Genomic DNA, 13,496 nt, shown 5'->3' with positions numbered 1-13,496 from the left:
CCGGCCGTTACAGGGTCACCACCTGCCCCCGGCCGGCCGCCGAAGCCCGCTGGTAGACGTGCTCGGCTGCCGCAAGGTCCTGGGCGGTGATGCCGAGGGAGCGGTAGGCGGTGATCTGGCCGGGAGTAGTGCGACCTTCCACCGAGCCTTCAAGAACGGCGCCGATTTCGCCTTTCAGCTTGTCTTCGCTGAACCGTCCGGCCTTGATCATGTCGACGATTTCGCCGGCCTGGGCCAGGGTCGAGGGCGTGTAGTCCACCCAGATGTCCGCCCGCTCTACCAGCCGGTCATCCACTTCGCGTTTCGATGGCACTGACGCGCCGACTATGTTCACATGTGCGCCTTCCGGCAGCCAGTCTCCCATCAGGACCGGCGTCGACGATGCTGTCACTGTGCAGATGATGTCCGCCGCCTCGACCGCAGCCCGAACATCCGTGCCATGAACGGCAGTCAGCTGCGGGTAGTGTTCCGCGGCTTGTTTCGCGAAGGCTTCGGCACGATCAGCAGAGCGTCCGACAACGTGAAGCCGGGTGATCTGGCGGACCGCCATCATGGCCTCCAGATGATGTTCGGCCTGCTCGCCGTAGCCGATCAGCGCCAGCGATCCCGCATCTTCCCGCGCCAGAGCCCGGGTCGCGACCGCGCTTGCGGCGGCGGTCCGGATCGCGGTCAGAAGACCCGCATCCATCATGGCAACCGCTCCACCCGTTTCCGCCTCGAACAGCACCACGGCGCCGCGATGCGACGACAGGCCCTTTTCCGGATTGCCCGGAAACAGGCTGACCAGCTTGACGCCATAGCAGTGCGGCGCCTCGAGGGCGCCGGACATGACGCCCATCATGTTGCCGCCACCGACCGGCACCACATGGCGCAGCGGCAATTCCGCCCCGCCCCGCGAAACGGTGAGCATCACCCGGTCGATCACTTCGACCGCTTCTGCCATGGGCAGGAGATCGGCCACGTCCTCATGTGTCAGAACGATCATCGGCTGCGCTCCGCTTCCTCACCCCAATCGGGGCCTGTCACTTCCAGGCCCATCACCTGTTCCAGAAGGGCCGTGTAATCCGACGGCCGCGCCACATAGGGGAAATGCCCGCCCGACAGAAAACGGTAAGCCACTGCCGGGTTTAACCTGTCCCGAACGGCACTCCGCATCTCCGGCGGAATCAGCGGATCGTCGTCGGCCTCGATGGTGACGATCCTGTCCGTAGACAGCTTCACAGGCGGCAGTTCCGGCGCCGTCTTCAGTGCCTTCAACCGCATCCGGAGTTCCGGTTCCGGAATACGCCCGTTGACCTCGCCCAGTAGCAGCTCGACCAGGTCAACCTGGTCGGGGTGCGTTTCGGCCCAGGCGCCCAGTCCCTTGGCAAACCCGGCCCTGAGATCCGCCACCGGCACGGTGTCGAGGTCAAGCGCGTAAGGCGGACGATCAGTAATGCCTGCAACCGAATGCAGCGTATTGGCCGCAATCAGGCGCGTGACCCGCTCCGGCGCCTCGGACGCAAGATACTGCACCAGATAGCCGCCGAGAGAGGAGCCGAGCACCGTCGCCTCGCCGATCTCCAGCCTGTCGAACAACGTCTGAAGGTCCGCGCTCCAGTCCGCAATGCTACCGGTCTCCGGATAGCTGACCGTGACGATCCGCAGCCGGTTCGAAAGGGCCTCGACTTGCTGCCAGAAAACGTCGCCGCGGCCGAGTGTTCCTGGTATGAGCAGCAAAACCGGGCCGTCAGAACCCGTAAACCGGACACCCCAGCTTCGGCCGTTCAGATCCATCCGCTCTTCGGGCAGGCGCGCGGCGAACGCATCTCGCGCGGTGATCAGGGAATTGCTCATGCGAACGGGTCCTCCACGGCGGGCCAATAATTCCGTTTCCGGTTGCGATAGGGAATATTGGCGTAGTCCGGCGTGATCGCGCCGGGCGTGGCGACGCCGATCACTCGCGCGGCAATCGGGTTGAACCCGGCCTGGTAATGGTTTGACGATTTCACGCAGACATAGCGGCGCTGCGACAGGTCGATCCCCAGTTTCTCGAAGGCATCCGGATGGAAGGTCTGGCAGCGGAGGTCGTTGAGCACGATGTCGATGCCGTCGCATTCCACCCAGACCGCCGTACCGATCGGGGCCGACAGCTTGCCGAAGCGCTGGCTCATTCCCGGAATGATCCGGCGTACCGTCACCTTGAGGTCGAGCGGATCGCCGGACATCGGCCCGCATTTGCCGCCCAGGCGCAGCTCGAAGCGCGCGCCCTCACCGGCTTCGGTACAGAAGCGTACCGCGACCGGGTCCCAGAACAGGCCCGTCGCAACGGAGGTCATCCCCCGCTCGATCATGGCGCGCAACAGGAAGGTCGCATCGGACGGCGCACCGCCTCCCGGATTGTCGGACATATCTGCCAGCACCACCGGTCCCTTTGGCTCCGCCGCCGCGATATCCAAAGCCTCGTCCATCGGCGGTATCCGGGTGTGAAGCTCTTCGCGCAGGGCATAGAGCGATTTCCCCAGCCGTTCCGCCTCGGTCGCCGCGGCGGCGGCGTCGCCGTCGCAGATCGCCAGCGCGCGCGTTCCCACACGGGGATGATCGCCCCAGGGGAAACCGTGGGCGATCGACAGGGACAGCACACCGTCCTGCCCCTCCCGTGCGCTCATGGCGTCTACGAACCCGCGCATGGGCGCCTTGGTGGTCGGCATGGCGATGATCATGCGGCAGTCGTAATCGCGCATCACCGGCGTAATCTCGCCGGCGACGGTGCGCACCGCGAGAGAAAACAGATCCTCCGCCCGTTCCGGCACGTCCACGTGAGGATATTCCTTGTAGGCCACCAGCAGGCTCGCGTTGTCCAGCATCAGCTCCGTCAGGTGGAAATGGGGATCGAGCAGCCCGCCGATCACAGCATTGGGCGCAATTGCCCTGCAGCCGGCAATCAGATCGCCTTCGCAATCGTCATAGCCGTCGGCAATCATCGCTCCATGCAGCGTCAGCAGGATCACGTCCGCACCGCCGGCCGCCTTCAGATCCGCCAGGATCTCGTCCCGGAAGCCTTCGTAGACCGGCTTCACGGTAAGCCCGGACGGCTGCGCGTGAGCCGACAGGGATTCCACCACCTCCCAGCCCAGCGCCTCGGCGCGCCTGCGCCAGATATGCAGCGGCGCGGTCCAGTATTGCTCGGTGTCCTGCGTCGCGTCTCCGTGGTGGATCGAGCCTTCCTCGAAACTCGTCATGCCGGTCGGCATGGGAGAAAAGGAATTGGTTTCGGTGCTCAGCCCGGCAATGAAAAGCCGTGTCATGTCGGTTCCCGGTTATGATTTCAAATCTGTTTCACCCGCGACCGGCTGGCCGGTCGCGCGCATAAGGAGCCCTGCCGTCAGATGAAGGACGATCAGGGTAAAGGCGAGAGGAACGGCAGACGTAAACCAGATCATGGACACGTCCAGCATGTCCGCCTGCCGGGCGAGGCTGCGGCCCAGAAAGCCGCGGGCCATGTCTCCCCGGCCGTTGAAGACGGAAAACCAGATCACCGGCCCGGCGAAGGCCAGAACGCCGCAGGCCCGAATGAGCGCCAGCCCCATGCCCCCCGCCCCGGTGACCTTGCGGGCCACGGGAAAGAGAACCGGGTCAGCGCCGGCCTTGAATGCACAAGAGGCTCCGAGCATTCCGGCCCAGACCATCGACCGGCGGGCCAGTTCCTCGGTCCAGATCGGCGGCGCATCTAGGACATAGCGGGCCAGCACCTGCCAGCCCGCGGCGGCCACCATGACCGCCACGGCCAGCACCGCCCCCCAGAGGGCGATGCTGTTGAGACCGGCAGAGAGCCTGTCCAGAGCTTTTGCCAGTGCGCGCAAGGCTCAGTTCCCCTTTGCCGCTTCCCATTCCGCGAGCTGTTCCGGCGTGAGCAGGTCGCTGTCATAGGCTGGCCCGGACGCCGCCCGGAATTCGTCGCGGGCCGCCTGGTCCAGGGTCACCACTTCGACGCCTGCCTCACGCAGCTTGTCGAGGATCGCGGTACGGCCTTCCAGCCATTCGCGGTTGGCTGCCGTCGCTGCAGCGATCGCCGCATCAACGGTGGCACGGTCCTCGTCGCTCAGTCCCTGGTACCAGTCCTCGGAAATGATGGTGATCCGCAGCGCCGGAGAGATGCGCGCATCGGTGAAATACTTGATGAAATCCGTGTGCCCGAACAGAAGCGGCACGAAGGGCGGGTTCAGATAACCGTCGGCAACCCCGGTCTGCAGCGCATTCGGCACCTCCGCCCAGCTCACGATCGTGCCGGTCGCACCCCAGGCCTTGTAGAGATCGATCTGGCTTTCATCCAGCGCGCGCATCCGCAGACCCGCCATGTCGGCAACCGACTTCACCGTCTTCTTGGTGTTGAAGATACCCGACGCCTGACCGACGGTGTTCACGGACACCACCCGCACGCCGTCCTTCGTGGTGGCCTCGTTGATCTTCGCCAGCATTCCGCCTTCGTTCAGGGCGCGGTCGACCTCGGCCATGTCCTTGAAGAAATACGGTAGGCGCATGCCATAGATCAGCTTGTCGATCGAACCGACGATGTTGAGCGGCGACAAGGACACTTCCAGCACGCCCTGGCTGACCTGGTCGAACAGTTCGTCATCGCCGCCCAGCGCACCGCGCTGAAACTCTTCGGCTTTCATGCCGTGACTGTTGAGATATTCAGAGAACGTATGCGCCCAGACATAGCTGCCGGAATTTTCCATATCCTGCGGACTGTCCAGTGCAATCTTGACCTGCGCCTGGGATGCACCTCCCACCAGAAGTGCTGCTGAAAAGACGGCAATGCCGATTTTCCGTATGTGTTTCATCTTACCTACTCCGTTTTATAGTTCACCCTCTTTGCAAAACAGTCGGCCCCGAGCGGACAGCTAATTCGCGCCCAGCCCGAAGGCGCGCGGCAGCATCAGACTGATGTCCGGCACCGCGATCAACAGCCCCAGCACGACAATTTCCACCAGCACGAACGGTATGATCGCCCGCGCCAATTTCCAGTAATTGATGCCGGTGACCGCCGAAATCACCAGAAGACAGCCGCCCATGGGCGGCGAGATCAGCCCGATACACAGGTTGAAGCAGATCACGATGCCCAGGTGGACGGGATCCGCTCCCTGCTGCAGCGCCACCGGGGCAAGCAACGGCACCAAAAGCGCGAGCGCCACGGGAATGTCGAGCACCATTCCGGCAGCGATAAAGATCAGGTTCATGACCAGCATGTAGCCGACCGGACCGAGACCGAGGTCGGTCACAGCTTCCAGGATCGCCTCGGGAATGCGCTCCAGCGCCCCGAGATAGCCGAGAGCGGAAACGGAGCAAATGATCAGGAAGATCGAACCGGACAGAAGAGCCGTGCGGCGAAGCGCTTCCAGAACGGTCTTGACAGTGATCCCCGCATAGAACCAGCCCGCACCCAACGCGACGACCACGGCGACCGCGGCCGCTTCGGTCGGGGTCATCCAGCCGAATACGATTCCGCCGAGGATGATTACCGGAAGCGAAAGCGCGGGAAGCGAATGGGCGATGGTGCGCAAGAAGGGCGGCATCTCCTCCTTTTCCAGACGGGGATGCCCCTGCCGCCAGGCAAAGACCGCGTTGACCGCGATAAGCACCGCTGCCAGCAACAATCCCGGCAGAATACCGGCCAGAAACAGGGCGGTGACCGACGTCCCCATGAGGGCGCCGTAGAAGATCAGGATGATAGAGGGCGGGACGATCGGCCCGATGATCGACGAAGCGGCAGTTACCGTGCTGGCATATGCCAGCGAGTAGCCGCGCCGGGTCATTTCCGGAACGAGCGTATTGGACAAGGCCGCCGCGTCGGCGACCGCAGACCCGCTGATGCCGGCGAAAAAGACCGAGGTCATGATGTTCACATGGCCAAGCCCGCCGCGTAGGCGCCCGACCAGTGCCATCGACAGGTTGATCAGCGCACCGGTCACCCCGCCCCGGTTCATGAGTTCGCCCGCCAGAATAAACAGCGGCATGGCCATGAGCGCGAACACGTCGATCCTGGAAAAAATCTGCTGCGGCAGGATCGCCAGGTAGCGGGCGTTGTCCGTAGCAAAGAAGGCCAGCACGGCGGCCCCGCCGATCACATACGCGATGGCCGCTCCGGAGACGAGCAACACCGCTGCGAACAGGAGGACCACGAAAATCATGCGGCCACCTTGCCGTGCCGGGGCGCCAGGATCGATGCCTCCACGCCCTCATCCACGATATCCGCAGGGATCGGATTTTCCAGAACGAGCGCAGCTGCGGAACGCGCCAGAGCAGGTGCCGACTGAATACCGTACCCTCCCTGCCCGGCCAGCCAGAAGAAACCGGAAGCGTGGGTGTCATAGCCGGCGGCCGGGCAACCGTCGGGAAGAAAACTTCTCAAGCCTGCCCATTTGTGCTCGATCCGTCGCACGGCGAGATCGAAGGCGGTCTCGATCCGATCGACACAGATTGCCACGTCCATTTCATCGGGCTGCGCGTCGCAGGGCGGCGACGGGGTGGCATCCGCGGGCGAGATCAGGAGCTTGCCGGCATCGGGCTTCAGGTAGAACTGCTCCTCCACATCCACGGTCATCGGCCACGGATCGGGTACGCTGTTTTCCGGCGGCGCGACCAGAAGCGCCGTGCGGCGTTTCGGGACGAGGCCCAACGGCCCGACGCCCGCAAGACCTGCGACTTCATCCGCCCAGGCGCCGGCCGCATTGATGACAACAGCTGCCCTGATAACTGCGGAGCGTGTTGCCACCTCCCAGCCGCCGCCGGTGGCGGTCAGGCCGAGAAGCTCGTCGCCCGTCTGCAATTCCCCGCCCAAAGCTTTGAATTTCTTTAGGTAATATTGGTGGACACCGTGAACCTCGATATCGGCAGCCGAAGCGTCATACAGCCCTGCAGCCGCATAGCCTTCCCGAAGGATCGGCATCATCTCCCGCACCTGACCGCCGCTGAGGGGCACAACGGTATCGCCGAGTTCCTCCGCCATACGGTCCAGCTTGTCCATCTGGTCGGACCGTGCGGGGAAGAGAACGCCGCGCGGGCGCAGCTGGCTTTCAGCCGGTCCCGCCGAACCGTCCTCCCCGCGCAGAAAGGCTTCCGACGCCCGGGTCAGCGCCCGGATCACTGGCGGGCCATAGGCGCGGGTGAACACGGCGGCGGAGCGGCCGGTGGTGTGATAGCCGGGATGCGTTTCGCGCTCCAGCAGGATGACTTTGCGGGACCCGGCCAGTTCTGCGGCGACGGACGCCCCGGCGATCCCCGCCCCGACAACGACCACATCGCACTGCTTCACATCTGCCGCCACAGCCATCCCCTCCATCCGAATTGAAAAACGCTAACATCGATTTTCCGATTGGAAAAGAAAAAATTTCCAATCGGAAAATCTTGGCAGAAAGAGAGCGTAGCCCTAGATTGCCGCCATGAAGATAGAATCCACGAATGAAGAATCGTCCCGGCAGGCCTTCGGCCGCCGGTTGCGCGATTTGAGGCAGGACAACGGCTGGACCCTGGCCCAGGTGGCAGAACGCTCCGGGCTTGCGATCTCGACGATTTCCAAGGCCGAACGGGGCCTCATCGCCCTCACCTACGACCGGCTGGAGCAGCTTGCCAGGGGCGTCGGCGTGGACATGGCCGCCTTCTTCAATGCGGAGGGCGAGGATTTCGAAACCGGCAGTTTCACCGTTGCCCGCAAAGGCGAGTTCGAGCGCCAGGACACGGAAAACTACGTCTACGAGATGCTGTTTCCGGAAATCTGGAACAAGGCCATGCAGCCGATGATGGGCTCGCTCAAGGCCCGGGAGTTCAAGGATTTCAAACAGTTCGTTCGCCATCCCGGCCAGGAGTTCCTGACCGTTCTGGAAGGCTCGATCACCGTTTTCCTGGAAGGGCGGGATGCCGTCCATCTGGAACAGGGAGACAGCATCTACTTCGACAGCTCGCTTGGCCACCTTTACGCTTCGGCCGGCGAAGAGGATGCGAGAATCCTGGTGGTCTGCGTGGCCACCTAGAGCATGTCGCGTTCATTCGCATTCACGTGACATGCTCTCGCTATTTGTTGACGCACGTCTCATCGCGAAAAACCGGTATCCACTTTTTCGCGACGTGCTTTAGGGTTCGGCTCCCAAGTCAAACGGAATTCGGAGCTTCCGTTCTCTCCCGAAGGGACGCGGAGAGTTTTATCGATTTTCCTGAGGAGCGCCTCAGGCCTGCGAGCTTTTACGCCCGCAGGCCTTGTCATTTACCCGCTACTGCACCCGAGGCACAATCAGCTGCAATTGGGGATTGATGACCTGCGGCTGCCTTTGCGGCTGTTGCACCTGCGGCTGTACCTGGGGCCGCAGCACCTGGGGCTGGAGGCAGCGGTTCCGTTTCGGATCCCAACGGGTGTTCCCTGGACAGACGCACGAATTTCGGCGCGCATCCCAGACCCGGCCGCCAGTACAGTTGGGCCTGGTCGGCTGGGTCGGCGTAACCTGCCTGCCCGGACGGGCGCACATCAGGCTGCCGACCTGCCGGATTTCCCAACCCTGCTGCACCAGCGCCTTGGCCCGCTGACGGTTGACCTGCCGGTAGCCGGACGGACAGGTCTCCGCCTGCGGCCGCGGCCGGGCACAATAGAGAACCTGGCCGTTGCCGCGAACGGTCTGCACTTCATAACCGCGCGGAATCCGGTTGCGGTTCGGATAGGGCTTGTAACCGCCCGGGCACTGCAGCGCGGGACGCTCGACCGGCCGGGCGCACATCAGGTTGCCAACCTGCCGGATATCCCAACCCTGCCGCACCAGATCCTTGGCCCGCTGACGGCTCACCTGACGGAAGCCCGGTGGGCACGTCTCTGCCCGCGGCAGGGGCCGGGCACAGTAAAGGACCTGATTGCCGCGGGTCCGACGGAGGACTTCCGAACTCCGCGGAACCTGGTTCCTGTTCCGATAGGCCGCATATCCCGGCGGACAGGCGAGCGGCGGTTCGGCGACCGGTGGCGGCTGTACCGGCTGATCCAGGCCGATCGTGACACAACTGTTATCGTTTGCGGCATTTCCGTCGCCATCGCCCCAAGAAGCAAACAGATGACGCAGCAATGCCTCATCGATCCGTCCGGTAGCCGGCAGACCTGCGCTCTCCTGGAATTGTCGCACGGCGCCTCGGGTATTGGGCCCGACACGACCGTCCGGCCGCCCAGCCGAGAAGCCGAGACGGTTCAGGGCAATCTGGACCGCCCGGACCTGGTCCGCAATGTTCCAGGCCAGGCTCGCGCAATTCCTGAGGCTGCGCGCTCGATTGCCGCGACCGGCGGCGATTGTCAGGGACAGGTCAACGGACTCGCCGGGCGCCAACGTCGTTGCCGGATGGGTACAATCATAGCCGCCGCCCCTTGCACCGCAACGCCAGGGTCTGGGTCCGGAGGACATCAGCCGTCCGGGAGGATCGGTCACATCGCTCACCCGCAGCGGCCCGACATAGCTGGCGGAACCGTTGTTGGTAATCGTCACCCGGAAGTCGCACGGTTGACCGGCATTACAACGGCCCTGCCCGGCGCTCTTCTCGACCGACAGATCCGGCACCTCTGCGGTCACGGCCGGCGGAGGCGTCGGCTCGACCGGCTGCGGCTGCTCTTCCTGCGGCTCTTCCGGTTGCTTGGCCTCTTCCTGAGGCTCTTCAGGCTGAATGATCATGATCGTGCTCGTGTGACGATCGTTTTCCGGCTTATCGTCCTTCACCTGCTGATCCGGCCAGATCATTTCCTTGCGGTGAATGATCCGCCGATGGGGGAAGTCAGCCGGGATTTCGAGCACCATGCGGATCTTGGCCGAAGCCCCCGGTTTCAGCATGAGGTTGGAGCCCTCACACTCGTACTGTCCGGTGCCGGTGACATTGCAAGCAAAACCGGGCGTCTGGCTCTCGATGCTGCTGATGGTCACGGCCGGATCGAGCATCCCGTGCAGGCCTGCGGCCCCCTGGAACTGCCGTCCGCCGCGGTTGTCCACCTGAACCTCGATCGGACAGGAAGACCCCAGTTGGCAGGTCGTCGCTCCCCAAGGTGCCAGATCGGCGGCCAACACGTGAACCGTTGCGCAGGCAGGTCCATCGTTGGCGGCGTTGTCATCGCTTGTGTAATGGGTACCGACAATCCAAGCAGGCGGCATTGTGCTCCAGTCTATCGACGCGCAATTCTCCACCGTATTACCCGCGACCGGATCCGGAAGACGCGTGTGAACCGTAATGTCATCTGTCGCCCCGGAAGCAATGGGTCCGGTCAAAAAGCAGGTGACTGTCCCCGGAGCCGCGCTGTTGCAGAAAAATGGCCCATCAACACCTTCCAGCGTTGCTCCCGCCGGCAAGGTATCGGTTATGGCCATGATGCCATCGATTGCGCCCGGCCCGTTGTTGGTTACGCTGACCGTGAAATCACAGGCCGCGCCTTCGTAACAGTCCGCCGGCCCAGTCTTTGTAACTTCCGCATCAAAACCGGTATCGACCAGCGTTACAGCACAATTCTGATCGCTGGCGTCTCCGGCGCCAGGCGCCGGATTGTCATCCATGGGCATCCCTGGCGCGCCCCAGCGGAATTCAACGCAGTTGAACACCGGATTGCTTGCGACCGGATTGGGGAAATGAAGCGTGATGTGCATGGTCCGGGTATCCCCGGGATGCAGGGTATGGGGTCCACCCGCCTGGTTACAGTTGACGGGAACGGCGGCACCGCACCCCCAGCCGGGCCCTGCAACACCTGTGTAGGTAAGACCTGGCGTCGGCGGATTGTCCTGAATATGCAGTTCGCCCGTGTAGTCGTCGGGCCCAAGATTGGCAATGGTGATCTCGTATTCGCAATCGCCGCCGGCATTGCAATGGGCCGGACCGCGTTTCGCGATCGACAGATCGAAGAACCCGGCTCCGCCGATCACATTGACCGTATGACAATCGGAGTCCGGATGGACGTCTGCGGCACCATCATTGGAGGTCATGGCCGCCCAATTGATTTCGGTACAGTTGGTAATCGTACCGCCCGCAATTCCGCCTGGAAGATGGATCCTGATAATCAGGCCGGTATTTGCACCTGATGGCAACGTGATATTTCCGGTCAGGCAGTTCACGTCCCCGCCGGACGGCGTGCAGGTTCCACCCGAACCCACAGCAGCCACGAATGTCGCACCCGCCGGCATGATATCGCGCAGAGCCAAAGGTCCGCTGAACTCTCCGGGCCCGAAATTCGTCACGGCGACATGGAACGTACAATCGGCATTTTCCGCGCACTGAACAGGTCCGATTTTCTCGATACCCAGATCAAACCCTTGCGTTACCGGTGTCGTGACACAGTCATCATCGTTGCCGTCGCCAGGGCCGTCGTCGGTCCCCATCTCGAACCAGTCAATGTTCGTGCAGTTCTGGACGCTCGGACCGGGAACATCGGCGGGCAGCAGAATGTTGACCTCGATCGCCGCGGTCGCACCCGGCACCAGAATTGCCGGGGCATTCGTGATGCAGCGGAAGGTCGCTCCGCCGGGCACGCAGTGCCAGCCGGGCGACGTCGAGGCAAGGGTTGCCCCGGCCGGCATGGTGTCTGAAATAGCCAGCGGGCCGGTATAGGCGACGGATCCCACATTCCGGATCCGGATCACATAGGTGCATTCCACGCCCTCCTGGCATTGCGCCGGGCCGGTCTTGCGGATCGCAAGGTCCGTATCGAGCGGGAACGGCGGCGGCAGGAACCAGCCATCATCAGGCGGAGGTGCAGGAATCCATCCTTCCTCGGGCAGACCATCAGGCCATTCGGCTACGACCGGCCCTTCGTCCACGGGCATCAGCTCCCCATCTGCAGGGAGCGGCTGGAACACGGCGACATCGCCCACACGTGTGGCGTCGTTCCGCGTCCGGCTTTCTTCAGAATAATCCCCGTTGGCATCCGTATTGACGTCCACATCGACCATGAATGCGCTGTCCGGGCCGGTTGAAGGGGTGACCGGCCCCGGAGCGGGATAGGGCCGGAACGCGGTGACTGGCTCGAACGCCTCATAGGGCCGTGCCGCCTGGCCTTGCAGACCGGAGACCTCGGAGCCGTCATCGTGCGTGTTGGCACTTGAATCGAAACATTGTCCCTGCGGAGAGCAGAGCCCGTCACCTGACATCCAGACGAAACTGTCCGGTTGGCCGGGATCGACGTCGCCGTTTTCCCGGTAGCCCATACCGAAGGAAACGCCACCGGCGGCACCGGCCCTGATATAGGGCGGACCGGATTCACCCCGATCATAGTAACCGACATCGTAGCGCCCTGCGCCCTGCCAGGCACCGGTTTCGCCCAGTTCGTAGCGCAGGACACGGGCTTCGTTCGGATAGGAAAAGGCGTTTTCCGCAGCCAGACCGAGATTACGCACCCCGCCGCGTTCGGCCACCAGCATTACGTTCTGTTCGCTCACGGTCGGAAACGCGATATCCGCGACCGGATGGCTGCGCCCGGCGCGCGCGATGGCTTCAGGCGAACGGAAGAAATCGGGCAGGAAGAACTCGCGGCGAACGGAGCCCGGATTGAAGTCTCCTTCCTGATCGATCCCCACCGACCAGACAGAATTCCGCTTCTCATCGTCACCGGCAGCCGCATAATCGGGATTTCCGAACCCCTGACTGCTCCAGACGGCATAGTAGAGACGCACCTCGCCCGTGGCCGCATCCTGGCGTACGCCGACGCCCCAGATACGCCTGCGGAAATCGGCGAAATTCCAGCACGAAGGCGTTCGGGAAAAATCGCCGCTCGGACAATCGTCGATCTGCGCTCTGCTGGCTGGATCGAACGCAACAGGTTCCAGCGAATGAAACTGTCCGTCGGACGCATCCTTAAAGGTTATCCGGCCGCCGGTTCCGTGGTCGAAGGTTCCCAGATCCGCGCCATCGGCGAGCGAAAGCCGGTGGATCAAGCCGGTTTCCAGATCCGAAACGTAAAGCTGCCTGTTCCAGCGATCGAAGGCGATGTTACCGAGTGCGGCGGCGCTGTTTGCGCGCCCATCCGTCGTGATGTCTGCAAAGATTTCCGGCCTATAGCCGTTGGCCGCATCGAGCTTCCAGACGGTGCCCGGACCGCCTCCCTCGCCCCACATGCCATCCATCCAGTCGGAATTGTCGGCATTGCGGTGCAGTCCGAAGGCCGCGGTCGCCGTGACATAGATATTCGGCGGCGTCGCATCGTCGAGAGCGACACCGAATACCTGACCGATTTCCGCAGCCGTCACCGCTCCGCTCTGAATTTCATCGAACCAGTGTTCGCCCCGCGGCGGCCCGCCCGCCTGACGCAGGTCAAGAATACTGGCAACGGCTCCGTCCGGATCGATAATCCGGCGCCCGTCCTGCTCGATCGTCCCGGAGAATCTCGTAACGACCGCATCCCCCGGCTGCATGTCCTGGGCTTTTGCCCGAGGTATCATCGACACGGATGCGCCGGCCAGAATACTGGAGACCAGCACCAGCACTTTCAATGCGAAATGCGGCCGGTGTGGTATTGATGTCGG

Annotated in this window: 9 protein-coding genes; 1 reads left to right on the top strand and 8 read right to left on the bottom strand. The window is 63.2% G+C overall.

The window, feature by feature from the left end; genetic code table 11:
- Positions 1–7: 7 nt before the first annotated feature.
- From ACN0SO_RS23700 to ACN0SO_RS23670, 7 genes are read right to left on the bottom strand one after another with little or no spacing between them, the layout of a single operon-like run.
- Positions 8–985: an ornithine cyclodeaminase family protein gene (locus ACN0SO_RS23700; protein WP_417681763.1), complete on the bottom strand. Its 978-nt coding sequence runs from the start codon at positions 983–985 to the stop codon at positions 8–10.
- The gene (locus tag ACN0SO_RS23695; RefSeq protein WP_417681761.1) at positions 982–1,836 is read right to left on the bottom strand and encodes an alpha/beta fold hydrolase; all 855 of its coding nucleotides are present in this window, start codon (positions 1,834–1,836) and stop codon (positions 982–984) included. The genes ACN0SO_RS23700 and ACN0SO_RS23695 overlap by 4 nt, the downstream gene beginning before the upstream one ends.
- Positions 1,833–3,287, bottom strand: coding sequence for a M81 family metallopeptidase (locus ACN0SO_RS23690; protein WP_417681759.1), 1,455 nt, complete (start codon positions 3,285–3,287; stop codon positions 1,833–1,835). The genes ACN0SO_RS23695 and ACN0SO_RS23690 overlap by 4 nt, the downstream gene beginning before the upstream one ends.
- Before the next feature lie 12 nt (positions 3,288–3,299).
- The gene (locus ACN0SO_RS23685; protein WP_417681757.1) at positions 3,300–3,842 is read right to left on the bottom strand and encodes a TRAP transporter small permease; all 543 of its coding nucleotides are present in this window, start codon (positions 3,840–3,842) and stop codon (positions 3,300–3,302) included.
- Positions 3,843–3,845: 3 nt separating this feature from the next.
- Positions 3,846–4,823, bottom strand: a complete 978-nt coding sequence (locus ACN0SO_RS23680) for a TRAP transporter substrate-binding protein (protein WP_417681755.1) — start codon at positions 4,821–4,823, stop codon at positions 3,846–3,848.
- Positions 4,824–4,883: 60 nt separating this feature from the next.
- Entirely contained in the window at positions 4,884–6,170 is a 1,287-nt protein-coding gene (locus ACN0SO_RS23675) for a TRAP transporter large permease (protein WP_417681753.1), read from the bottom strand.
- Positions 6,167–7,312: an NAD(P)/FAD-dependent oxidoreductase gene (locus tag ACN0SO_RS23670; RefSeq protein ID WP_417681751.1), complete on the bottom strand. Its 1,146-nt coding sequence runs from the start codon at positions 7,310–7,312 to the stop codon at positions 6,167–6,169. Before ACN0SO_RS23670 ends, ACN0SO_RS23675 begins: the two co-directional genes overlap by 4 nt.
- A 109-nt stretch (positions 7,313–7,421) precedes the next feature.
- On the opposite strand from ACN0SO_RS23670, the gene ACN0SO_RS23665 reads away from it, so the two are divergent.
- Entirely contained in the window at positions 7,422–8,009 is a 588-nt protein-coding gene (locus ACN0SO_RS23665; protein WP_417681749.1) for a helix-turn-helix domain-containing protein, read from the top strand.
- Between the two features lie 237 nt (positions 8,010–8,246).
- Here the strand turns inward: ACN0SO_RS23665 and ACN0SO_RS23660 are convergent, their stop codons facing one another.
- On the bottom strand, positions 8,247–13,457 hold the full coding sequence (locus ACN0SO_RS23660; RefSeq protein WP_417681872.1) for a peptidoglycan-binding protein: 5,211 nt from the start codon (positions 13,455–13,457) through the stop codon (positions 8,247–8,249).
- Between the last annotated feature and the right edge of the window lie 39 nt (positions 13,458–13,496).

The organism is Roseibium sp. (assembly GCF_048260565.1).
Lineage (GTDB): Bacteria > Pseudomonadota > Alphaproteobacteria > Rhizobiales > Stappiaceae > Roseibium.
Note: the sequence above shows the minus strand (reverse complement) of the source record. Positions and strands in the feature narration are given on the sequence as shown.